20 protein-coding genes are annotated in these 21202 nt (G+C 60.0%); 18 read left to right on the top strand and 2 right to left on the bottom strand.

Annotated features, from left to right (window positions below; translation table 11 throughout):
- Positions 1 to 3 precede the first annotated feature (3 nt).
- A complete protein-coding gene (locus E0L16_RS04015; protein WP_131636373.1) occupies positions 4 to 1215 on the bottom strand; it encodes an MFS transporter in 1212 nt (403 codons plus the stop codon).
- A 415-nt stretch (positions 1216 to 1630) separates the two neighbouring features.
- On the opposite strand from E0L16_RS04015, the gene E0L16_RS04010 reads away from it, so the two are divergent.
- The 14 genes from E0L16_RS04010 (at position 1631) to E0L16_RS03945 (ending at position 14325) form a co-directional block, all read left to right on the top strand.
- Entirely contained in the window at positions 1631 to 1954 is a 324-nt protein-coding gene (locus tag E0L16_RS04010) for a Rieske (2Fe-2S) protein (protein WP_003860044.1), read from the top strand.
- Complete coding sequence (locus E0L16_RS04005; protein ID WP_028014353.1) at positions 1951 to 2259, top strand: recombinase-like helix-turn-helix domain-containing protein; 309 nt, start codon at positions 1951 to 1953, stop codon at positions 2257 to 2259. The genes E0L16_RS04010 and E0L16_RS04005 overlap by 4 nt, the downstream gene beginning before the upstream one ends.
- 10 nt (positions 2260 to 2269) lie before the next feature.
- Positions 2270 to 3292: an aromatic ring-hydroxylating oxygenase subunit alpha gene (locus E0L16_RS04000; protein WP_131636372.1), complete on the top strand. Its 1023-nt coding sequence runs from the start codon at positions 2270 to 2272 to the stop codon at positions 3290 to 3292.
- Positions 3292 to 4041 (top strand): SDR family oxidoreductase, encoded by a 750-nt coding sequence (locus E0L16_RS03995; protein ID WP_131636371.1) that lies wholly within the window; start codon positions 3292 to 3294, stop codon positions 4039 to 4041. The genes E0L16_RS04000 and E0L16_RS03995 overlap by 1 nt, the downstream gene beginning before the upstream one ends.
- 12 nt (positions 4042 to 4053) lie before the next feature.
- Positions 4054 to 4842: an IclR family transcriptional regulator gene (locus E0L16_RS03990; RefSeq protein WP_048959379.1), complete on the top strand. Its 789-nt coding sequence runs from the start codon at positions 4054 to 4056 to the stop codon at positions 4840 to 4842.
- A gap of 78 nt (positions 4843 to 4920) precedes the next feature.
- The gene (locus E0L16_RS03985) at positions 4921 to 5847 is read left to right on the top strand and encodes a VOC family protein (RefSeq protein ID WP_107533707.1); all 927 of its coding nucleotides are present in this window, start codon (positions 4921 to 4923) and stop codon (positions 5845 to 5847) included.
- On the top strand, positions 5844 to 7031 hold the full coding sequence (locus E0L16_RS03980; protein WP_131636370.1) for an NAD(P)/FAD-dependent oxidoreductase: 1188 nt from the start codon (positions 5844 to 5846) through the stop codon (positions 7029 to 7031). Before E0L16_RS03985 ends, E0L16_RS03980 begins: the two co-directional genes overlap by 4 nt.
- 25 nt (positions 7032 to 7056) lie before the next feature.
- Positions 7057 to 8313 (top strand): MFS transporter, encoded by a 1257-nt coding sequence (locus tag E0L16_RS03975; RefSeq protein ID WP_131636369.1) that lies wholly within the window; start codon positions 7057 to 7059, stop codon positions 8311 to 8313.
- A gap of 10 nt (positions 8314 to 8323) precedes the next feature.
- The gene (locus E0L16_RS03970) at positions 8324 to 8854 is read left to right on the top strand and encodes a cupin domain-containing protein (protein ID WP_017382915.1); all 531 of its coding nucleotides are present in this window, start codon (positions 8324 to 8326) and stop codon (positions 8852 to 8854) included.
- A gap of 9 nt (positions 8855 to 8863) precedes the next feature.
- Positions 8864 to 9634, top strand: coding sequence for an alpha/beta fold hydrolase (locus E0L16_RS03965; RefSeq protein ID WP_131636368.1), 771 nt, complete (start codon positions 8864 to 8866; stop codon positions 9632 to 9634).
- The gene (locus tag E0L16_RS03960; protein ID WP_131636367.1) at positions 9618 to 10412 is read left to right on the top strand and encodes an SDR family oxidoreductase; all 795 of its coding nucleotides are present in this window, start codon (positions 9618 to 9620) and stop codon (positions 10410 to 10412) included. The genes E0L16_RS03965 and E0L16_RS03960 overlap by 17 nt, the downstream gene beginning before the upstream one ends.
- A gap of 9 nt (positions 10413 to 10421) precedes the next feature.
- Positions 10422 to 11192: an aspartate dehydrogenase gene (locus E0L16_RS03955; protein WP_131636366.1), complete on the top strand. Its 771-nt coding sequence runs from the start codon at positions 10422 to 10424 to the stop codon at positions 11190 to 11192.
- Positions 11193 to 11201: 9 nt separating this feature from the next.
- Positions 11202 to 12671, top strand: coding sequence for an aldehyde dehydrogenase (locus tag E0L16_RS03950; RefSeq protein WP_131636365.1), 1470 nt, complete (start codon positions 11202 to 11204; stop codon positions 12669 to 12671).
- A gap of 13 nt (positions 12672 to 12684) precedes the next feature.
- Positions 12685 to 14325, top strand: coding sequence for a thiamine pyrophosphate-binding protein (locus E0L16_RS03945; protein WP_131636364.1), 1641 nt, complete (start codon positions 12685 to 12687; stop codon positions 14323 to 14325).
- Between the two features lie 48 nt (positions 14326 to 14373).
- Here E0L16_RS03945 and loiP read toward each other — a convergent pair whose 3' ends face one another.
- On the bottom strand, positions 14374 to 15132 hold the full coding sequence (gene loiP / locus E0L16_RS03940) for a metalloprotease LoiP (RefSeq protein WP_003860073.1): 759 nt from the start codon (positions 15130 to 15132) through the stop codon (positions 14374 to 14376).
- Positions 15133 to 15404: 272 nt separating this feature from the next.
- On the opposite strand from loiP, the gene tkt reads away from it, so the two are divergent.
- The 4 genes from tkt to fbaA all read left to right on the top strand — a co-directional run bounded on the left by tkt (position 15405) and on the right by fbaA (position 21126).
- Complete coding sequence (gene tkt, locus E0L16_RS03935; RefSeq protein ID WP_131636363.1) at positions 15405 to 17396, top strand: transketolase; 1992 nt, start codon at positions 15405 to 15407, stop codon at positions 17394 to 17396.
- A gap of 325 nt (positions 17397 to 17721) precedes the next feature.
- Positions 17722 to 18741: an erythrose-4-phosphate dehydrogenase gene (gene epd, locus E0L16_RS03930; RefSeq protein WP_063452007.1), complete on the top strand. Its 1020-nt coding sequence runs from the start codon at positions 17722 to 17724 to the stop codon at positions 18739 to 18741.
- Between the two features lie 49 nt (positions 18742 to 18790).
- On the top strand, positions 18791 to 19954 hold the full coding sequence (gene pgk / locus E0L16_RS03925) for a phosphoglycerate kinase (protein ID WP_028014337.1): 1164 nt from the start codon (positions 18791 to 18793) through the stop codon (positions 19952 to 19954).
- 92 nt (positions 19955 to 20046) lie between these two features.
- On the top strand, positions 20047 to 21126 hold the full coding sequence (fbaA, locus tag E0L16_RS03920; RefSeq protein WP_063452006.1) for a class II fructose-bisphosphate aldolase: 1080 nt from the start codon (positions 20047 to 20049) through the stop codon (positions 21124 to 21126).
- Positions 21127 to 21202 lie beyond the last annotated feature (76 nt).

Here is a 21202-nt window from a genome sequence, read left to right as displayed (position 1 = left end):
GCCTTACGCGCTGATTGCTGCTGCGCGACGCATGCGCAGCAGCAACATTCCCCCGGCAAGCAGGGTGATTGCCTGCGAGACGACCAGCACCGAAAAGCCTGAGCTGACCGACCCCACCGACCTCATCACCATCCCCATCAGCAGCGGAATAAACGCCGCGCAGATATTGCCGATCCCATTGATAATGCCGTAAGCGCTGCCCACCGCTTCCCGCGCGGCGTGATGCTGGATCACCGCCGGAATAGCCGCCCCCTGTAGCCCCCAGAAGATATTCGCCGAGAGCATAAACAGCGCCAGCCAGGCAGGCTGATGGCTGAGCATCAGCGCGACCACGGACAGCGCCGTCAGCGCGCCGCCCACCACAAACAGCACCGGCGCCTGTTCCGGGCGCATTTTGTCGAGCAGCACCCCGCCGAGGAACTTCGAGCCCAGGCTCAGCAGGAAGGGAATGGCCGCAAGCATGCCCGTGGCGTGCAGCGAGAAATGATGCTCGTCACGCAGCCACGCGGGCAGCCAGGCGCTGCTCCCCCAGAGATAGCTCAGGGTGGCAATCTCCACCAGCAGGATCCACCCGAGCAGCGGCGTCTGCCAGGCAAGCGAAAACGTCTCTGCGAAGCCCGGTTTTTTGATCTGCTCCGCACCCTGCGGCGCGGGCAGGAAGCGCCAGACAAGGCCGCCGCCCAGCACCAGGTTCAGTACCGCCAGGGCATAAAACGACCCGGCCCAACCGAGATGCGCCATCAGCCACGTCACCAGCGGAAAGCCCACGGCCAGCCCGAGCGAGACCCCCAGCGCGGTCACGGCGTTGGGTTTGCCGATCTCCTGCGCGCTAAAGTGTTCGCTGATGAAGCGCGTTTTCAGCGAAAAGAGCGGCCCCTCAGCGATCCCCAGGATCGTGCGTGCGATAAGCATGCCCATCAGCGATCCGAGCAGCGGGGAAATGGCGCATACCGCTGCCCAAATCGCTATGCTGCCCAATAATCCCTGTCGATAATGGAGTTTGCTTTCAATAACCGGCGTTAATAATAAAGCTGAAAATCCATAACCCAGCAGAAAACAGGTCATCAGCATTCCCTGTAACATTCTGTTTTCATTTAGCTGAAAATGCTGGGCAAATTCCGGGTTTAAAATCATGACAGAAATATTTACCCGGTCGACGTAGGAAATAATAATGAGTAATAACAATGCCACTATGCCTTGCCATCTTGCCGTCATAACACCTGCCTTATGTTTTCGCTTATTTCTATTTTTTATGCGCGTGATTGTCACAGGGGTAAAATGGTTCACCTATGAAACTCATTGTTTATTAATGGAAAAATAAAATTAAGTTTCACAGGTGAAACGCCATAATTTTACCTTCTTTTATTTTTAAGGAACAAAAAGAAAAGAAGTCAATCACTGTTTATTAAAATTTCAGGCCATCGATAAATCGTATTCTTTCACGCCGCAATAATGAAAATTTCATATCGCTGCATTTTTTCGTGATCCTTTGCACACTTAGTTAATTAATTACCGTTTGATTAACAAATTCGTCACATTGCAGCTTGACGAAACATTCATCGCTTTTATATTGACCGTATTAAATAAGAAACAGAGTTTCATATATGAAACAAAAGCCTGGAGGATCGTGATGAGCTGGATAGGCGTATGTGACGCAGAACAAGTACAGGAAGATTTCCCTTTTAGCGGCAACGTCGACGGTAAAGAGATCGGCGTGTATTTGATTGACGGTGAATATTACGCGCTGGAAGACGTATGCCCCCACGCCTATGCCCTGCTGAGCCAGGGCTTCGTGGAAGACGGCAAAGTGGAATGCCCGCTGCACGAGGCGGTCTTCGACGTCAAAACCGGCCAGTGCCTGCACGGCCCCGGCGGACGCAACCTTAACCGCTACCCGGTTCGGGTTTTTGAAAACCAGATTCAGATTACCTTCGTCGAGGAGACCGTGGCATGAGCGACACCCTGAATTACAACCCGGCGCTGCCGGAAAGCCGTCAGTTTGCCCCACCGGCTGAGGGCGGTAACGGTGCGATCCATAAGCCGGGTGATTATCAGAACCTGATCTGGCAGACCCGCAGCCGCGAGCCGGAAAGCTGGGAAGTGAACCTCATCGCCACGCTGGAAGATCTCTTCGAGCAGGGAGTTGAAACCTTACCGGAGCTGGTGAACGGGCTGAACGCGGTGCGCATGCACGATCAGCAGGGCGAGCCGTGGAGCGAAGCCAGCTTCCAGGCATTCTTACAGGTTAACGGCTACTGAGGGCAACGCGATGACGACTACCGTACAACACTATCTCGATAAAGGTCTGCGCGGCCTCTGGTATCCGGTGCTGGCGAGCTGGGAGGTGCAGTCTGCACCGGTGGGCATTACCCGCCTGGGCGAACAGATTGTGGTCTGGCGCAACAAAGACGGCAAGGTGCAGGCGCTGGAGGACCGCTGTCCGCACCGCGGCGCACGCCTGTCGATGGGCTGGAACCTGGGCGACCGCATTGCCTGCTGGTATCACGGCGTGGAGGTCGCGGGCAACGGCGAGGTGAAAGACGTGCCCGCCGTGGACAAATGCCCGCTGGTCGGCCAGCAGTGCGTGCGCAGCTACAACGTGCAGGAGGCGCATGGCGCCATCTTCCTGTGGTTTGGCGTCACCGCAGACCAGCAGCCGGACGAACTGACCTTCCCGGACGAGCTCGCCGATACGGACAGCTTCAGCAATTTCCTCTGCACCGCCGCGTGGAAATGCAATTACCAGTACGCGCTGGAAAACGTGATGGACCCGATGCACGGCACTTATCTGCACTCCTCGTCGCACTCGATGGCGGAAGGGGATCGCAAGGCCGACATGGTGCTCCAGCCGACCAAAACCGGCTTTATTTTCGAGAAAAAAGGGCAGAGCGGCGTCAACTTTGACTGGGTGGAGCTGGGCAACAGCGGCACCTGCTGGATGCGCCTCTCCATTCCGTACAAGAAGCGCTTCGGGCCGGGCGGCCACTTCTTTATCGTCGGCATGGTGGTGCCGGAAGATAACGACAACTGCCGCGTCTTCTTCTGGCGCATTCGCCGGGTGCAGGGCTGGCAGCGCGACATGTGGCGCTTCATGTACCGCAACCGTCTGGAAAAACTGCACTGGGAAGTGCTGGAGCAGGACCGCGTGGTGCTGGAAAGCCTGGCGCCCAACGCCCGCGACCATGAATACCTGTATCAGCACGACGTCGGCCTCTCGCGCCTGCGCCGCATGATGCAAAAGGCCGCCAAAGAGCAGCTGGCGATGCGCGAAGAACAGCAGGGAGCCGCCTGATGAACGGGCTGCTGAGCGGCAAGCGCATCGTCATAACCGGCGCCGCGCGCGGGCTGGGCTTTCACTTTGCCAAAGCCTGTGCGGAGCAGGGCGCGGCGGTGGTGATGTGCGACATCCTCAAGGGCGAGCTGGCCGAGAGCGCCCACGCCCTGAGCGAGCAGGGCTATGCGATCGAACCGCACGTTATCGATCTGGCCGATCCGCAGTCCATTGAGCAGGTGTTCAGCGCGATTGGCGAGCAGGGTCAGATTGATGGCCTGGTGAACAACGCGGCGATGGCGACGGGCGTCGGCGGCAAAAATATGCTCGATTACGATCCGGATCTCTGGGATCGGGTGATGAGCGTTAACGTCAAAGGCACCTGGCTGGTGACGCGCGCCGCGGTGCCGCTGCTGCGCGAGGGCGCGGGCATCGTGAACGTTGCGTCCGATACCGCGCTGTGGGGCGCGCCGCGCCTGATGGCCTACGTCGCCAGCAAGGGGGCGGTGATAGCCATGACCCGCTCGATGGCGCGCGAACTGGGTGAAAAGCGTATCCGCATTAATTCCATCGCGCCGGGGTTAACCCGCGTCGAGGCAACCGAATATGTTCCGGCCGAGCGCCATCAGCTTTACGAGAATGGCCGCGCGTTAACCGGCGCGCAGCAGCCGGAAGACGTCACCGGCAGCGTGGTCTGGCTGTTAAGCGATCTGTCGCGATTTATCACCGGGCAGCTGATCCCGGTCAACGGCGGTTTTGTTTTTAACTAAGGTGTAGCGATTATGGCAAACGATCAGGAAGTGAAGTATCTGGTGCCGGGGCTGGAGCGCGGTTTACAGCTGCTGTTGGCCTTTGGCGAGCAGCATCGCGATCTGACCTTTGCCGAGCTGCACCGGCTGGTGGATATGCCGAAGGCGACCGCCTATCGCGTGGTGCAGACGCTGGAATACATGGGCTTTCTGGAGCGGAACGCGCGCACCAATACCTTTTCGCTGGGCATGAACGTGCTGCGTCTCGGCTTTGAGTACATCGCCTCGCTGGACGTGGCGCAGGTCGGCCAGCCGGTGATCGAACAGCTGCGCGACGTGAGCCAGTGCAGCAGCCATCTGGCGATCCGCGACGGGCGCGACATTATCTACATCGCCCGCGTCAGCGCCGCCGGGTCGCGCATCAACCAGGTCAGCATTGGCACCCGCCTGCCGGTGCACTGCACCTCGCTGGGCCGCATGCTGCTGACCGATATTTCCCGCGCCGATTTCGAACAGTTGTTCCCGCACGAGCGCCTGCCGGGCAACGCGCCGGGGCAGCTTCACGACCGCGAGGCCCTGTGGCAGATGGTGCAGCAGGACAAAGCCCGCGGGTTTGTCATCGGCGAATCCTTCTTCCGCCACGGCATCTCCTCCATCGTCTACCCGGTGTATGACCGAAGCGGACGCGTGGCGGCGGTGGTCAGCATTCTGGTGCCGTCGGAGGAGATCCCGCAGACCGACCGCGAGCGGCTGCAAAACGAGGTTCGCCTCGCGGCGGATAAAATTTCTGGCTTCTTAGGGTATTTGTCACAGGCCAGCTAAATCAGTGAGTTAACGTCAGGCGCTTGACTGCGTCGGGCATGTTCTACGCCCAATTTGGGCCAGATGAGGCAATGAACGATGAGTGTAACCGGAATTGAAAAGCTGGAATTTGGCGTGGAAGACCTGACGCACTGCGCCAAATTTATGCGTGATTTTGGCCTGACGGGCGATGCCAGCGGCCAGCGTTTTACCACCCTGAGCGGCGCGCGCGTGGAGCTGAACCCCATCGACAGCCCCGACCTGCCGCCGGCGTTTGAAGCGGGCAACACCCTGCGCCGCATGACCTGGGCGGTGGCCGCACAGTCCGATCTCGACGCGCTGCGCCCGAAGCTTGCGCAGCAGCCCGGCTTTCGCGAAGTGGGCGACGCGCTGGAATGCCTCGATCCGAACGGCATGACCCTGCGTGTGCAGGTCAGCCAGCAGACCGACGTGGAGCTGAACGTTGAGCCGATCAACCAGTGGGGCGATGCCCGCCGTATCGACACGCCCAGTCCGGTTTACGATCGCGCGCAGCCGATCAACGTCGGGCACGTGGTGTTCTTCGTGGAGGAGCTGGCGGCGGTGGAAAAATTCTACCGCGAGGTGCTCGGCTTCCAGGTTTCGGACCGCTACATCAACCGCGCCGTGTTCCTGCGCTGCGGGGTGCGCGGCGGACATCACAACCTGTTCCTGCTGCAACTGCCGAACCGCAAGCGCGGCCTCAACCACGTGGCCTTCACCGTGCGCGACATCCACGAGGTGATCGGCGGCGGTATCGCGATGAATAAAAATGAATGGAGCACCTTTATCGGGCCGGGCCGCCATCCGGTGTCGTCGGCGTACTTCTGGTACGTCAATAGCCCGACCGGCGGCGCGTTTGAGTATTACACCAACGACGACTATCTGACGGAAAACTGGCAGCCGCGCGAGCTGGAGCACTCCCTGGTCTCCTTTACCGAATGGGCGGTAGAAGGCGGGATTGACCACGACACGCGCCGCCAGCAGAAAAAGCCGGAGGCGGTATGACGTCGCGCATTGTCATTATCGGCGGCGGTCAGGCGGGCGGATGGGCGGCGAAAACCTTGCGCGACGAGGGCTTCGACGGCGAGATCTGCGTGGTGGCGGAAGAGGAGTGGGATTTCTACGAACGTCCGCCGCTGTCGAAAGCGTCTCTGCTGGAGCCGGACGCAGCGCTCCCGCGGCTGTTTAGCGAAGAAGCACAGCAGGCGCTGAACCTGACCTGGTACCGCCCGCTGCGTGCTGAATCAGTCGATCGTGAAGCGAAATCCGTGCGTTTGAGCAACGGCGAACGCCTTAGTTACAACATCCTTTTAATGGCCACCGGCGGGCGGGCGCGCCTGCCTTCGCAGGCGTGGGCGGCGCACCCGCAGGTCTACACCCTGCGCCACTGGCAGGACGCGCAGCGCCTGAAAGCGCGTCTGGCAGAAAGTAAAAAACTGGCGATTGTTGGCGGCGGCTGGATCGGCCTGGAGATTGCCGCTTCCGCGCGCAAAAGCGGCGTGGCGGTCACGCTGTTTGAGCAGCAGCCCGCGCTGTGCATGCGCTCGGTGAGCGGCGAGGTGTCGCAGCGCTTAGAGGCTATCCACCGTGAGCAGGGGGTGGAGATCCGTACCGGCTGCGGCGCGCTGGAGCTGGAGGACGATAACGGCCTGCCGGTCATCCACTGCGACGGCCAGCGTGAAACCTTTGATGCGGTAGTGGTGGGGATCGGCGTCGATCTCAATCTGGAGCTGGCGCGCGATGCGGGACTTCGCACCGAGCGGGGGATCGTGGTGGACGCCCAGGGGCGCACGTCCGATCCGTTCATCTTTGCCGCAGGCGACGTGGCACAGCACCATCACTACGGCCTGTGCATCCAGTCCTGGGCCTTCGCGCAGAATCAGGCGGTGGCGACGGCGAAAGCCATGCTTAACCCCGATGCGCCAGGCTACGACGACGCGCCGTGGCTGTGGTCGGATCAATACCAGCACAATATTCAGATCCTCGGCATTCCGCAGCCGGGCAGCCGAACGATAGTGCGTGAAGAGGCGCTGTACTTCTCGCTGGACGACAACGGTCGGCTAACGCAGCTGGTGGCGTTCAACGATGCGCGCACCGTCAAGCTGGCGAAGCGCTGGATGGCGGCGGGGCGGGACCTGTCGGACGTACCGCTCGCCGACCCGACTTTTTCACTGATGTCACTGCGATAGCTAACCCGCACCCGTAGGGGGAGACATGACCACATTAGAGACCAACACCGCGCCCGTCGAGGCGAGCGGTGAGGGAACCCGCACGCCTGAAAAAGCGGTGCGCTGGGCCATCCCGCTGTCGCTGCTGGCCTGTGTGCTGCTGGCGTTTTTCGACAAAATCAGCATCGCGGCGCTCTTTTCCGACACCCATTTCCAGCAGGCGATGGGCATCGATTTTGACACCACGCGCCTCGGCATTCTGATGAGCGCCTTCCTGCTGAGCTACGGCTTTTCGTCGGTATTTTTGAGCGGTTTAGGCGACAAAATCGCGCCGCTGCGCCTGCTCACCGGGATGATGGCGATCTGGTGCGTGCTGATGGTGGCGATGGGCTTTACCCATAACTACACGCTGATGATCGTCCTGCGCATCCTGCTGGGCGTGGCGGAAGGGCCGCTGTTCCCGCTGGCTTTCGCCATCGTGCGCCACAACTTCCCGCAGCATTTACAGGCGCGCGCCACCATGCTGTGGCTGCTGGGCACGCCGGTCGGCGCGGCGATTGGCTTCCCGCTCTCCCTCTGGCTGCTGAACACCTTCGGCTGGCAGAGTACCTTCTTTGTCATGGCAATGCTGACCGTGCCGGTGCTTATTTTTGTGCGCATCGGCCTGCGCGGGATCCGTCTGGAAGCAAAACCCGGCACCTCGCAGGCGTCTCAGGACGAGCGGCGCGCGGCGCGGCGCGAGCTGTTTGTCAGCCCGCACTTCTGGATCATCTGCATCTTTAACATCGCGTTCCTGACCTACCTGTGGGGCATCAATGGCTGGCTGCCTGGCTACTTAATCAAGGGCAAAGGCATCCACCTGGAGCACGCGGGCTGGCTGTCGTCGATGCCGTTCATCGCCATGCTGGCGGGAGAGGTGATTGGCGCGTGGCTCTCTGACCGGGTCGATAAGCGCGCGGCGGCCTGCTTTATCTCGATGGCGGGGGCGGCCGTCGGGCTGACGGCGGTGATGCACCTTGATACCCCGCTTGCCATCATCGCGGCGATGAGCTTCAGCACCTTTATGTGGGGCACCGGCGCCCCCAACATTTTCGCCCTGCTGGCGAAGGCCACCCATCCCCGGGTGAGCGCCACGGCGGGCGGCATCTTCAACGGGCTGGGAAACTTTGCGGGCGCGCTGTCGCCGGCGGTGATGGGCGCGCTTATCGCCTTCACCCACAGCATGGATTCCGGGCTGATTTTTCTGGCGGTGATGGCGGCGGTGGGCTGCGTCCTGTTACTGCCGCTGCTGAGACGTTACTGAGGAGAGTGTCATGACTGATTCAACCGTAACCAATAAAACAGGCATCAAACCTGACCACCTGACGATGGAAGAGTGGGTCGAGTCGCGCATCGCGCGCTTCGAAGGCCGTAAATACGACTGGAACGCGCTGAAGTTCCAGGCCGATTTTGACCCGAAATACCGCCGGGCGCAGATGCGCTACATCGGCACCGGCGCAACCGGCGTGGCGAACGACACCAATACCGTGCAGGCGGACCATTTTACCTTCTCCACCATGGTGCTGCCGTCGAAGTGCGAAGGGCCGCTGCACCTGCACGATGACGTGGAGGAGGTGTTCTTCATGCTCAAAGGGCAGATCACGCTGATGATCCAGGACGGCGACAACTACACCGAAACCGTGCTGCGCGAGCGTGACCTGATCTCCGTCCCGCCGGGTATCTATCGCGGCCTGTTTAACCACGGGGAAGAAGAGGCGCTGATGTGCGTCATGCTGGGAACAAATAAGCCGGAAATCCCGACCTACCCCTCCGACCATCCGCTCTCAAAAGTGAAGCGGAACTAAGGGGGCGCCATGACGGGTTTTCGTGAACAGGGAAGCGGCATTCCGCTGATGCTGCTGCACGGGATCAGCTCTGGCGCTGCGTCCTGGCACAAGCAGATGGCGCTGAACGGTTTTCGCGTGCTGGCGTGGGACATGCCCGGTTACGGTGAAAGCCCGATGCTGGCGGTTGAGCGGGCGAACGCGGGGGATTACGCCGACGCGCTGGCGGCGATGCTCGATCGCGCCGGTGTCTGGCAGGCGGTGCTGGTGGGCCATTCCCTGGGCGCGCTGGTGGCCAGCGCCTTTGCGGCAAAGTTTCCTGAACGCGTCATTCATCTGGTGCTGGCGGACGCCGCGCAGGGCTATGGCAATGCCGCGCCGGCGCAGCGGGAGCAGGTCTGGCGTAATCGCGAGCAGCAGATGGCGCTCGGCGGCGACATCCTCGCCCAGACCCGCGCCGCGACGCTGCTGCGCACCGGCGCGCGGGTGGAAGATATCGCCACCGTCGCGGCGGGCATGCGCGGGCTGCGACCGGAAGGCTACCTTGCCGCCGCGTGGATGCTGGCGCACGACGACGTTCACGGCTGGCTTAAGCGTTACGCCGGTCAATTTGAAGTCTGGTGCGGCGAGCAGGACGCGATAACGCAGCCCGAGCTGGTGCAGGGGCTGGCGCTGCGCTACGGCATGCCGTTTACCGCCATTCCGCAGGCTGGACACGCGAGCTATCTCGATAACGACGCGTTTTTTAACCAACAGCTTTTACGCATTAACGAAGAGGTGCGCGATGAATGCACACATTGACGGCCGCGTAGCGGTCGTTACCGGCGGTTCGTCCGGCATTGGCTTTGAAACGCTGCGCCTGCTGCTGGGCGAAGGGGCGAAAGTGGCTTTCTGTGGCCGCGACCCGGACCGGCTCGCCAGCGCCCATGCGACGCTGCAAAACGACTATCCCGACGGGGAGATTTTCTCTTACCGCTGCGACGTGCTGAACGCCGACGAGGTGCAGGCCTTCGCGGATGCGGTGCAGGCGCGCTTTGGCGCGGCGGATATGCTGATCAACAACGCCGGTCAGGGCTACGTGGCGCACTTCCATGACACGCCGCGCGAGGCGTGGCTGCACGAAGCCGAACTCAAACTGTTTGGCGTCATTAACCCGGTTCAGGCGTTTCAGCCGCTGCTGGAACGGTCCGACATCGCTTCCATCACCTGCGTGAACTCCCTGCTGGCGCTTCAGCCGGAAGAGCACATGATCGCCACGTCGGCAGCCCGCGCCGCGCTACTGAACATGACGCTGACGCTCTCGAAAGAGCTGGTGGGCAAAGGGATTCGCGTCAATTCCATACTGCTCGGCATGGTCGAGTCCGGCCAGTGGCAGCGCCGCTTCGAAAACCGGGCGGACAAAAGCCAGAGCTGGCCGGAGTGGACGGCGGAGATCGCGCGCAAGCGCGGCATTCCGATGGCGCGCCTCGGCAAGCCGCAGGAGCCCGCGCAGGCGCTGCTGTTCCTCGCCTCGCCGCTGGCATCGTTTACCACCGGCGCGGCGCTGGACGTTTCCGGCGGCTTCTGCCGCCATCTGTAAGGACGCATCATGAAAAAGGTCATGTTAATTGGTTACGGCGCGATGGCGCAGGCGGTGATCGAACGCCTGCCTGCCGGGGTGACGATCGGCTGGATCGTCGCGCGCGAGTCTCACCACGCGGCGATCGCGGAACGGTTTAGCGATACGGCGGTGGCGCTGGGCTCGCCGATGGACTGCACGGAAACGCCCGATCTGGTGCTGGAGTGCGCCAGCCAGCAGGCGGTGGCGCAGTACGGTGAAGATATTCTCCGTCGCGGCTGGCATCTGGCGGTCATTTCCACCGGCGCGCTGGCGGACAGCGCGCTGGAGCAGCGCCTGCTCGCGGCGGGCGGAAAACTGACCCTGCTCTCCGGGGCGGTGGCGGGCATCGACGGGCTGGCGGCGGCGAAAGAGGGCGGGCTTGAGCGCGTCACCTATCAGTCGCGCAAAAGCCCGGCCAGCTGGCGCGGCAGCTACGCCGAGCAGCTTATCGATCTTAACGCAGTCAGAGAGGCGCAGGTCTTTTTTGAAGGCAGCGCCCGCGAGGCGGCGCGCCTGTTCCCGGCGAACGCCAACGTGGCGGCGACCGTGGCGCTCGGCGGCGTCGGGATGGATGAAACCCGCGTGCAGCTGATGGTTGACCCGACAACGAAACGTAACACCCACACGCTGCACGTTGAAGGGCTGTTTGGCGAATTCCATCTGGAGTTGAGCGGGCTGCCGCTGGCGTCTAACCCTAAAACCTCCACCCTGGCGGCACTCAGCGCGGTGCGCGCCTGCCGCGAGCTGGCCCTGAGCTGAGGAGTGACGATGGACGATCTGAAGATTTTTATCGGCGGCCAGTGGCGACGCGGCGGCGGTAACCCGATGCAGAGCCACTTCCCGGCAGACGGGTCGCTCAATGCGACGCTGAACGCGGCAAACCTTGACGATCTGCACGACGCGATCGAGGCCGGCGAGCGCGCGTGGCGCGATCCCGTCTGGCGCAACAGCCTGCCGCACGTGCGGGCGAAGATCCTGCACAAGGTGGCGGATTTGATTGAGTCCCGCGCTGACGAGCTGGCGCAGATGCAGAGCCGGGATAACGGCAAGCCGCTGGCGGAGGCGCGCGGGCTGGTGATGAGCGCGGCGGGGACGGCGCGCTACTTTGCCGCCGCCTGCGAGCTGCTGGAAGGGGAACTGCCCACGCCGCGCCAGCCGGATCTGCTGACGCTAAGCCGCTATGAGCCGCTCGGCGTGGTGGCGGCCATCACGCCGTGGAACTCGCCGATTGCCAGCGAGATGCAGAAGGTCGCCCCGGCCATCGCCGCCGGAAACGCGGTGATCCTCAAGCCTGCCGAAGCCACGCCGCTGATGGCGCTCGAGCTGGCGCGCATTTTTGAACAGGCCGGGCTGCCCGCCGGGCTGCTGAGCGTGCTGCCGGGTAAAGGCTCGGTGATTGGCGACGCGCTGGCGCGCCATCCTCGCGTGCGAAAAATTTCCTTTACCGGCGGCACCAATACGGGCCGCCATCTGGCGCACGTGGCGGCGGAAAAGCTTATCCCGGCGTCGCTGGAGCTGGGCGGAAAATCCCCGACCATCGTGCTGGAGGATGCCGACGTTGAGCAGGCCGCGCGCGGGATCTGTTACGGCATTTTCAGCTCGGCGGGGCAGGCGTGCATCGCCGGGTCCCGGCTGTTTATCCACGAAAGCCTGTACGCGCCGCTGATGGCGCGGCTGCTGGAGCTCACGCGCGGCCTGCGCGTGGGACATCCGTTTGCTGACGGCATCCATGTAGGACCGCTGATCAACGACAAGCATCGTCAGGGCGTGCTCGAGTACGTCGAGCTGGCGAAGCGCGAAGGGGGCCGGGTGCTGTGCGGCGGCGAAATCCCGGCAGATCCGGCGCTCGCAAACGGCAGCTTCTTCCTGCCAACCATTATTGAAGGGCTGACGAACGGCGCCCGCGCCTGCCAGGAGGAGATTTTCGGCCCGGTGCTGGTGGCTATGCCGTTTGGCGATGAAGCGGCGTTGATCCGCGAGGCGAACGATTCGGTTTACGGCCTGGCGGCAGGGGTCTGGACCCGCGACACCGGGCGGGCGCTGCGCCTGAGCGAGCAGCTGGAGGCCGGGACGGTGTGGATCAACACCTACAAAGTTTTTGCGATTTCGACCCCGTTCGGGGGCTTTAAAGAGAGCGGTCTGGGCCGCGAAAAGGGCATTCAGGGGCTGAAAGCCTGGATGCAGCAAAAGAGCATTTATCTGGCGACGGGTAACAGCGTCAACCACTGGTGCGACTGAGAAAGGGTGAGCAATGAGCGAAATGATAACCGTCGGCGACGCCATCGCCAGAACGCTGGAGCAGTATCAGGTTGAGGCCATCTACGGCGTCATCTCCATTCACAACCTGCCGATCGCGGATGCGGTCGGGCAGCGGGGCAAAATCCGCTTTGTGCCCGCGCGCGGCGAAGCGGGTTCCGTCACCATGGCCGACGCCCACGGGCGGTTTTCCGGCCTCGGCGTGGCGCTGACCAGCACCGGCGCGGGGGCGGGGAACGCGGTAGGCGCGCTGGTGGAGGCGATGAACGCCTGCACGCCGCTGCTGCATTTAACCGGGCAGGTGGAAAAGGCCTGGCTGGACGCCGACACCGGGTTTATCCATGAAACCCGCGACCAGCTGACCTTCCTGAAGGCCAGTTCAAAACGGGCGTACCGCATCAGCAATGCCAGCCAGGCGATAGCGATTCTGCATAAAGCGATTCAGGAGGCGCAGACGCCGCCGTGCGGGCCGGTCTCCGTGGAAATCCCGATTGATATTCAGGGCGCGAAGATCCCCCTGTCTCTGGTGACGGCGCCGGTGAAACCGGCTCCGGGTGTGAGCGTAGATGCGAGCGCTGTCGATACGCTGTGGGCGCAGCTTAAGCAGGCTAAACAGCCGCTGCTGTGGCTGGGCGGCGGGGCGCTGGGAAGCGCTGACGCGGTGAAAAAACTGGCGGAGGCGGGCGTGACGGTGATCTCCAGCACCCACGCGCGCGGCGTGCTGCCGGACGGCCATCGTGCCAGCCTGCGCGCGTTCCACAACTCGCCGTCGGTAGAGGCGCTGATTGCGCAGTGTGATTTTACGCTGGTGGCCGGTTCTCGCCTGCGCAGCAACGAAACCCGCTCCTGGACGCTGGAGTTGCCGTCTCCGCGGGTGCAGATTGATATCGATCCGGCGGCGGCGAGCCGTAACTATCTGATGGATAACACGCTGATAGCCGACTGTTCAGCGCTGCTTGGTGCCCTGGCCGATAAAGCGCAGGGCCGCGAGTGGGGCAACGCCCAGTGGGACGCGCAGGTGCAGCAGGCGGTATTGCAGGCTGAACAGGGCCTGCGCGAGCAGTGCGGCGCCTATGCGAAGCTCAACGACGCCATAGATAAAGCCCTGCCGAAGGACGGCCTGCTGGTGCGCGATATCACCGTCTCCGGCAGCCTGTGGGGCAGCCGCCTGTTCAGGGCTAACGGCCCGCTGATGAACATTCACTCTCTGGCCGGGGCGATTGGCATGGGGCTGCCGATGGCCATCGGTACCGCCATTGCCAATCCGCAGCGTAAGGTGGTGGGGCTGGTGGGCGACGGCGGCCTGAGCCTGAATTTAGGCGAGCTGGCGACGCTGGCGCAGGAGAAAGCCAACGTGACGCTGCTGATCATGAACGACGGGGGCTACGGCGTCATGCGCGGCATTCAGGATAAGTATTTCGGCGGGCGACAGTATTACAACGAATTGCACACGCCGGACTTTACCCTGCTGGCGCAGGCGATTGGCTTACAGGCCTGGAGCGTTGAGCGGGCCGAGGACTTTGATGCGATTATGACGGAGGCGCTGGCCATGCCGGGGCCGTCGGTGGTGGAAGTGCGGATGGGGCAGATAGGCGCCCTGAAGTTTGCCGGGCCGCCGCAGAAAACGCTGTACTGATTTGGTCTTGTTGCCCGGCGGCGCGGCGCGCACCGGGCAGATGTGCCGTTATTTAATACCGTCAGCCGCCATGCGGTCGCGGATATGCTGCGCGCGTTCAACGGAGGCCGGGTGGTCGTCAAACATGGAGCTCTGACGGCCTTCTTCCAGCTTCGCCAGTTTCTCGAAGCTGGTGGCTAAACCGGATGGATTGATGCCGCGTTTGCGCAACAGATCGTAAGAGTAGTCATCCGCTTCAGACTCCTGACGCTGGGAGAACTGGGAGTTCACCAGTTTCTCGCCCACGTCGCCAAGCTGCGACTGGGACAGGCTGCCGACAATACCGCCCGCTGAGGCTGCCGCGGCGCGCACGGCGTTGGTGCCCAGCGCAACCTGCATCCCTTTCTTCACGTGACCCAGGGCTACGTGGCCCATTTCATGGCCGATCACCGCTTCCACTTCGTTGTCGGTCATCATGTCCATCAGGCCGCTGTAAACGCGGATACAGCCGTTGGCCATCGCGAAGGCGTTCACGTCTTTCGCCATGTACACCTTATAGTTCACCGGCTGGCCATTAATGTTGTCGCCCAGCGCGGAAGCAATCTTGTTCAGACGCTGCGTGTAGGTGCTGTTTGCCGGGGCAAGCGTAGCTTTTCCATCCATATCCTTACAGGCCTCGTCGCTCAGCGCTTTGACCTGCGCATCGCTCAGAGAGTAGGCCTGAAAAGCTTCTGCGCCTGAGGTCATCAGGCCGTTAGAATCCATATTCTGACAGCCGCTTAGCAGGAGCGTTGTTCCCACAGCCAGCCCAATTGCACGCATTTTCATGATGTCGCTTCCGTACTCGTTAATCTGAATTAATTCTGAAAAATGCACCGTCAACGAAGCCGGTGTCGGGCTAAGTATAAGGAATATCTACAGGGGCGGGCGAGCAGATTGCGCAACATGCGAGCATGATCCAGAGATTTCTTAAGCTGCAAAAGAATGCTCCATGTACATGCCCTGCGGCTTGGGTTACATTGTTGGCACTTTTTTCCGGCGTAGCCCAAAACGCGCTGTCGTCAAGGGCATGGCCTTTAACAGTCCGATCTGGAGTTAAAATGTCCTCACGTAAAGAGCTTGCTAATGCTATTCGTGCGCTGAGCATGGACGCAGTACAGAAAGCCAAATCCGGCCACCCGGGCGCCCCAATGGGCATGGCTGACATCGCCGAAGTCCTGTGGCGTGATTTCCTTAACCACAACCCACAGAACCCGGCATGGGCAGACCGCGACCGTTTCGTGCTGTCTAACGGCCACGGCTCTATGCTGATCTACAGCCTGCTGCACCTCACCGGCTACGATCTGCCCATCGAAGAGCTGAAAAACTTCCGTCAGCTGCACTCCAAAACTCCAGGTCACCCGGAAGTGGGCTACACCGCAGGCGTTGAAACCACCACCGGCCCGCTGGGTCAGGGCATTGCGAACGCAGTGGGTATGGCGATTGCTGAGAAGACCCTGGCGGCACAGTTCAACCGTCCGGGCTACGACATCGTTGACCACTTCACCTACGCGTTCCTGGGCGACGGCTGCATGATGGAAGGCATTTCTCACGAAGTGTGCTCCCTGGCAGGTACCCTGAAGCTGGGTAAACTGGTTGCGTTCTACGACGACAACGGCATCTCCATCGACGGTCACGTTGAAGGCTGGTTCACTGACGACACCGCCGCACGTTTCGAAGCCTACGGCTGGCACGTTGTGCGTGGCGTTGATGGCCACGATGCTGACTCGATTAAACGTGCAGTAGAAGAAGCGCGCGCCGTGACCGACAAACCGTCCCTGCTGATGTGCAAAACCATCATCGGCTTCGGCTCCCCGAACAAAGCGGGCACCCATGACTCCCACGGCGCACCGCTGGGCGACGCGGAAATCGCACTGACCCGTGAAGCGCTTGGCTGGAAACACCCAGCCTTTGAAATCCCGTCTGAGATCTATGCTCAGTGGGATGCGAAAGAAGTGGGCCAGGCGAAAGAAGCGGCCTGGAACGAGAAATTCGCGGCTTACGCAAAAGCCTTCCCGCAGGAAGCAGCCGAGTTCACCCGCCGTATGAAAGGCGACATGCCGTCTGACTTCGACGCGAAAGCGAACGAGTTCATTGCGAAATTGCAGGCGAACCCGTCTAAAATCGCCAGCCGTAAAGCGTCTCAGAATGCGATCGAAGCGTTTGGTCCATGGCTTCCAGAATTCCTCGGCGGTTCCGCTGACCTGGCGCCATCTAACCTGACCCTGTGGTCTGGATCTAAGCCAATCAACGAAGATGCTGCCGGTAACTACATCCATTACGGTGTACGTGAATTCGGTATGACCGCTATTGCCAACGGTATCTCCCTGCACGGTGGTTTCCTGCCGTACACCTCTACCTTCCTGATGTTCGTGGAATATGCACGTAACGCCGTGCGTATGGCAGCGCTGATGAAACAGCGTCAGGTGATGGTCTACACCCACGACTCCATTGGTCTCGGCGAAGATGGTCCAACTCACCAGCCGGTAGAGCAGGTAGCTTCCCTGCGCGTGACCCCGAACATGAGCACATGGCGTCCATGTGACCAGGTTGAATCTGCGGTGGCGTGGAAATACGGCGTTGAGCGTCAGGACGGCCCGACCGCGCTGATCCTCTCCCGTCAGAACCTGGCGCAGCAGGAGCGTACCCCAGAGCAGCTGGCGAACATCGCACGCGGTGGTTACGTGCTGAAAGATTGCGCGGGCCAGCCTGAGCTGATCTTCATCGCGACCGGTTCTGAAGTTGAACTGGCTGTTGCAGCATGGGAAAAACTGACTGCCGAAGGCGTGAAGGCGCGCGTGGTCTCCATGCCGTCTACCGATGCGTTCGACAAGCAGGATGCAGCTTACCGTGAATCCGTACTGCCTAAAGCGGTTTCCGCTCGCGTGGCGGTGGAAGCGGGTATCGCTGACTACTGGTTCAAATACGTGGGCCTGAACGGTGCTATCGTCGGTATGACCACCTTCGGTGAGTCTGCACCGGCTGAGCAGCTGTTTGAAGAGTTCGGCTTCACCGTTGAGAACGTTGTCGCGAAGGCGAAAGAACTGCTGTAATTGCTGTTTTGCCCGGTGGCGCTTACGCTTACCGGGCCTACAAATGGCACAAAACGTAGGCCGGGTACGCGTAAGCGTCACCCGGCTTTTTTGTAGACATTATTCCACCAGAAATGTGACGCAAGTCATATAGCTCGCTTATTCATCTGGACAACCATTCCTTTTATTCCGCGATTCGCTTATTCTTGCTGAAGCGTTTCAGTCGATTAAATGTTCGACAATTGACCAATCAATCGCAGTTTGTGACAGCAAGGATTCCCCTTCGGGCGTCGCTGGATTACTCTTTCAGCCACCTCAAACTCAGGGATAGCTTTGCAGGAGATCTATGACCGTACGCGTAGCGATTAATGGCTTCGGTCGCATCGGGCGCAACGTGGTTCGTGCATTATATGAATCCGGGCGTCGTGCGGAAATCACCGTGGTGGCAATCAATGAACTGGCGGATGCTGCGGGCATGGCGCATTTATTGAAATATGACACCAGCCACGGCCGCTTTGCCTGGGACGTTCGCCAGGAAAGAGAACAGCTGTTCGTCGGTGACGATGCAATCCGCGTGCTGCATGAGAACAGTATTGAAGGGCTGCCCTGGCGCGAACTGGGTGTGGATGTGGTCCTGGACTGTACCGGCGTGTACGGTAACCGCGAACATGGCGAAGCGCATCTGAAGGCCGGTGCGAAAAAAGTCCTGTTCTCCCATCCTGGCAGCCACGACCTCGACGCCACCGTCGTGTTTGGCGTCAACCAGCACGAGCTGCACGCTGAACACCGCATTGTCTCCAACGCCTCCTGCACCACCAACTGCATTATTCCGGTCATTAAACTGTTAGACGATGCGTACGGCATTGAATCCGGCACCGTGACCACGATTCACTCCGCCATGCACGATCAGCAGGTTATCGACGCCTATCATCCGGATTTACGACGCACTCGCGCGGCGAGCCAGTCCATTATTCCGGTGGATACGAAACTGGCTGCGGGGATCACCCGTATTTTCCCGCAGTTTAACGACCGTTTCGAAGCGATTGCCGTGCGTGTTCCGACGATAAACGTCACCGCAATCGATCTTAGCGTGACGGTAAAAAAACCGGTAAAAGCCTGTGAAGTCAACCTGTTGCTGCAAAAAGCGGCACAGGGAGCATTTCATGGTATAGTTGACTATACGGAATTACCGTTGGTCTCAGTAGATTTTAACCACGACCCGCACAGCGCCATCGTGGATGGCACGCAGACGCGAGTCAGTGGTGCGCACCTTATCAAGACGCTGGTCTGGTGTGATAACGAATGGGGCTTTGCTAACCGAATGCTCGACACCACGTTAGCCATGGCCGCAAAAGGTTTCAGGTAGAGCGCACCTTGCGCTTGCAAAACTTTAAGAATCAACGAGAGGATTCACCATGTCTGTAATTAAGATGACCGATCTGGATCTGGCAGGTAAACGCGTTTTCATCCGTGCCGATCTGAACGTACCGGTTAAAGATGGCAAAGTGACCAGCGACGCGCGTATCCGTGCATCTCTGCCAACCATTGAACTGGCTCTGAAGCAGGGCGCTAAAGTAATGGTCACCTCCCACCTGGGCCGTCCAACTGAAGGCGAGTACAACGAAGAGTTCTCTCTGCTGCCGGTTGTTAATTACCTGAAAGACAAACTGTCTAACCCGGTTCGCCTGGTGAAAGATTACCTGGACGGCGTAGACGTTGCCGAAGGTGAGCTGGTAGTTCTGGAAAACGTTCGCTTCAACAAAGGCGAAAAGAAAGACGACGAAACCCTGTCCAAAAAATACGCTGCACTGTGCGACGTGTTCGTGATGGATGCATTCGGTACGGCTCACCGTGCGCAGGCATCTACCCACGGTATCGGTAAATTCGCAGACGTTGCGTGTGCAGGTCCGCTGCTGGCTGACGAACTGGAAGCACTGGGTAAAGCACTGAAAGAACCTGCTCGTCCAATGGTTGCTATCGTTGGTGGTTCTAAAGTGTCTACCAAACTGACCGTACTGGATTCCCTGTCCAAAATCGCTGACCAGCTGATCGTTGGCGGTGGTATCGCGAACACCTTCGTTGCCGCTCAGGGCCACAACGTGGGTAAATCCCTGTACGAAGCAGACCTGGTTGACGAAGCCAAACGCCTGCTGGGCACCTGCGATATCCCGGTTCCAACTGACGTTCGCGTGGCAACCGAGTTCTCCGAAACCGCTACCGCGACCCTGAAATCTGTTAACGACATCAAAGATGAAGAGCAGATTCTGGACCTGGGCGACGTTTCTGCACAGAAACTGGCTGAAATCCTGAAAAACGCAAAAACTATCCTGTGGAACGGTCCAGTCGGCGTGTTCGAATTCCCGAACTTCCGCAAAGGGACTGAAATCGTTGCTAACGCTATCGCAGACAGCGAAGCGTTCTCTATCGCAGGCGGTGGTGACACCCTGGCAGCTATCGACCTGTTCGGTATCGCTGACAAGATCTCCTACATCTCCACTGGTGGCGGCGCATTCCTCGAATTCGTGGAAGGCAAAGTACTGCCAGCAGTAGCAATGCTCGAAGAGCGCGCTAAGAAGTAAGCCATTCAGGGGCAGGGAAACCTGCCCAATTTTCAGCGCGCTTATCAGAGCTCGCACCTTTTCTAACGGCCGAAGATACAGGACTAAGCAACATGTCTAAAATTTTTGATTTCGTAAAACCTGGCGTTATCACTGGTGATGACGTACAGAAAGTGTTCCAGGTAGCTAAAGAAAACAACTTCGCTCTGCCAGCAGTTAACTGCGTAGGTACCGACTCCATCAACGCCGTACTGGAAACCGCTGCAAAAGTTAAAGCACCGGTTATCGTTCAGTTCTCCAACGGCGGCGCTGCGTTCATCGCGGGTAAAGGCGTGAAAACTGACGTTCCTCAGGGTGCTGCTATCCTGGGCGCTATCTCTGGTGCGCACCACGTTCACCAGATGGCTGAGCATTACGGTGTTCCAGTTATCCTGCACACTGACCACTGCGCGAAGAAACTGCTGCCGTGGATCGACGGTCTGCTGGACGCGGGTGAAAAACACTTCGCAGCAACCGGTAAGCCACTGTTCTCTTCTCACATGATTGACCTGTCCGAAGAGTCTCTGGAAGAAAACATCGAGATCTGCTCTAAGTACCTGGCGCGTATGTCCAAAATGGGCATGACCCTGGAAATCGAACTGGGCTGCACCGGCGGTGAAGAAGACGGCGTGGACAACAGCCACATGGACGCTTCTGCACTGTACACCCAACCAGAAGACGTTGATTACGCTTACACCGAGCTGAGCAAAATCAGCCCGCGCTTCACCATCGCAGCGTCCTTCGGTAACGTGCACGGCGTTTATAAGCCAGGTAACGTGGTTCTGACCCCAACCATCCTGCGCGATTCTCAGGAATACGTTTCCAGGAAACACAACCTGCCGCACAACAGCCTGAACTTCGTCTTCCACGGCGGTTCCGGTTCTTCTGCTCAGGAAATCAAAGATTCCGTAAGCTACGGCGTAGTGAAAATGAACATTGATACTGACACCCAATGGGCAACCTGGGACGGTATCCTGCAATACTACAAAACCAACGAAGCTTACCTGCAAGGCCAGCTGGGCAACCCGAAAGGCGAAGACCAGCCGAACAAGAAATACTACGATCCACGCGTATGGCTGCGCGCTGCGCAGACGTCCATGGTGACGCGTCTGGAGCAGGCATTCAAAGAACTGAACGCGATCGACGTTCTGTAATTTGATCCGCTAACAGCATCAGAAGGCCCGCAAACGCGGGCCTTTTTTTATGCTTTTTCAATATCCTGCAATACCT

It is taken from the genome of Enterobacter quasihormaechei, from assembly GCF_004331385.1.
GTDB classification, from domain to species: Bacteria; Pseudomonadota; Gammaproteobacteria; order Enterobacterales; family Enterobacteriaceae; genus Enterobacter; species Enterobacter quasihormaechei.
The sequence above is the reverse complement of the archived record's forward strand: the minus strand, read 5'-3'. Positions and strand labels throughout refer to the sequence as shown.

Coding starts and splice junctions, on each gene's coding strand:
- E0L16_RS04015 (WP_131636373.1), bottom strand. CDS start 1,215: ATGACGGCAAGATGGCAAGGCATAGTGGCATTGTTATTACTCATTATT.
- E0L16_RS04010 (WP_003860044.1), top strand. CDS start 1,631: ATGAGCTGGATAGGCGTATGTGACGCAGAACAAGTACAGGAAGATTTC.
- E0L16_RS04005 (WP_028014353.1), top strand. CDS start 1,951: ATGAGCGACACCCTGAATTACAACCCGGCGCTGCCGGAAAGCCGTCAG.
- E0L16_RS04000 (WP_131636372.1), top strand. CDS start 2,270: ATGACGACTACCGTACAACACTATCTCGATAAAGGTCTGCGCGGCCTC.
- E0L16_RS03995 (WP_131636371.1), top strand. CDS start 3,292: ATGAACGGGCTGCTGAGCGGCAAGCGCATCGTCATAACCGGCGCCGCG.
- E0L16_RS03990 (WP_048959379.1), top strand. CDS start 4,054: ATGGCAAACGATCAGGAAGTGAAGTATCTGGTGCCGGGGCTGGAGCGC.
- E0L16_RS03985 (WP_107533707.1), top strand. CDS start 4,921: ATGAGTGTAACCGGAATTGAAAAGCTGGAATTTGGCGTGGAAGACCTG.
- E0L16_RS03980 (WP_131636370.1), top strand. CDS start 5,844: ATGACGTCGCGCATTGTCATTATCGGCGGCGGTCAGGCGGGCGGATGG.
- E0L16_RS03975 (WP_131636369.1), top strand. CDS start 7,057: ATGACCACATTAGAGACCAACACCGCGCCCGTCGAGGCGAGCGGTGAG.
- E0L16_RS03970 (WP_017382915.1), top strand. CDS start 8,324: ATGACTGATTCAACCGTAACCAATAAAACAGGCATCAAACCTGACCAC.
- E0L16_RS03965 (WP_131636368.1), top strand. CDS start 8,864: ATGACGGGTTTTCGTGAACAGGGAAGCGGCATTCCGCTGATGCTGCTG.
- E0L16_RS03960 (WP_131636367.1), top strand. CDS start 9,618: ATGAATGCACACATTGACGGCCGCGTAGCGGTCGTTACCGGCGGTTCG.
- E0L16_RS03955 (WP_131636366.1), top strand. CDS start 10,422: ATGAAAAAGGTCATGTTAATTGGTTACGGCGCGATGGCGCAGGCGGTG.
- E0L16_RS03950 (WP_131636365.1), top strand. CDS start 11,202: ATGGACGATCTGAAGATTTTTATCGGCGGCCAGTGGCGACGCGGCGGC.
- E0L16_RS03945 (WP_131636364.1), top strand. CDS start 12,685: ATGAGCGAAATGATAACCGTCGGCGACGCCATCGCCAGAACGCTGGAG.
- loiP (WP_003860073.1), bottom strand. CDS start 15,132: ATGAAAATGCGTGCAATTGGGCTGGCTGTGGGAACAACGCTCCTGCTA.
- tkt (WP_131636363.1), top strand. CDS start 15,405: ATGTCCTCACGTAAAGAGCTTGCTAATGCTATTCGTGCGCTGAGCATG.
- epd (WP_063452007.1), top strand. CDS start 17,722: ATGACCGTACGCGTAGCGATTAATGGCTTCGGTCGCATCGGGCGCAAC.
- pgk (WP_028014337.1), top strand. CDS start 18,791: ATGTCTGTAATTAAGATGACCGATCTGGATCTGGCAGGTAAACGCGTT.
- fbaA (WP_063452006.1), top strand. CDS start 20,047: ATGTCTAAAATTTTTGATTTCGTAAAACCTGGCGTTATCACTGGTGAT.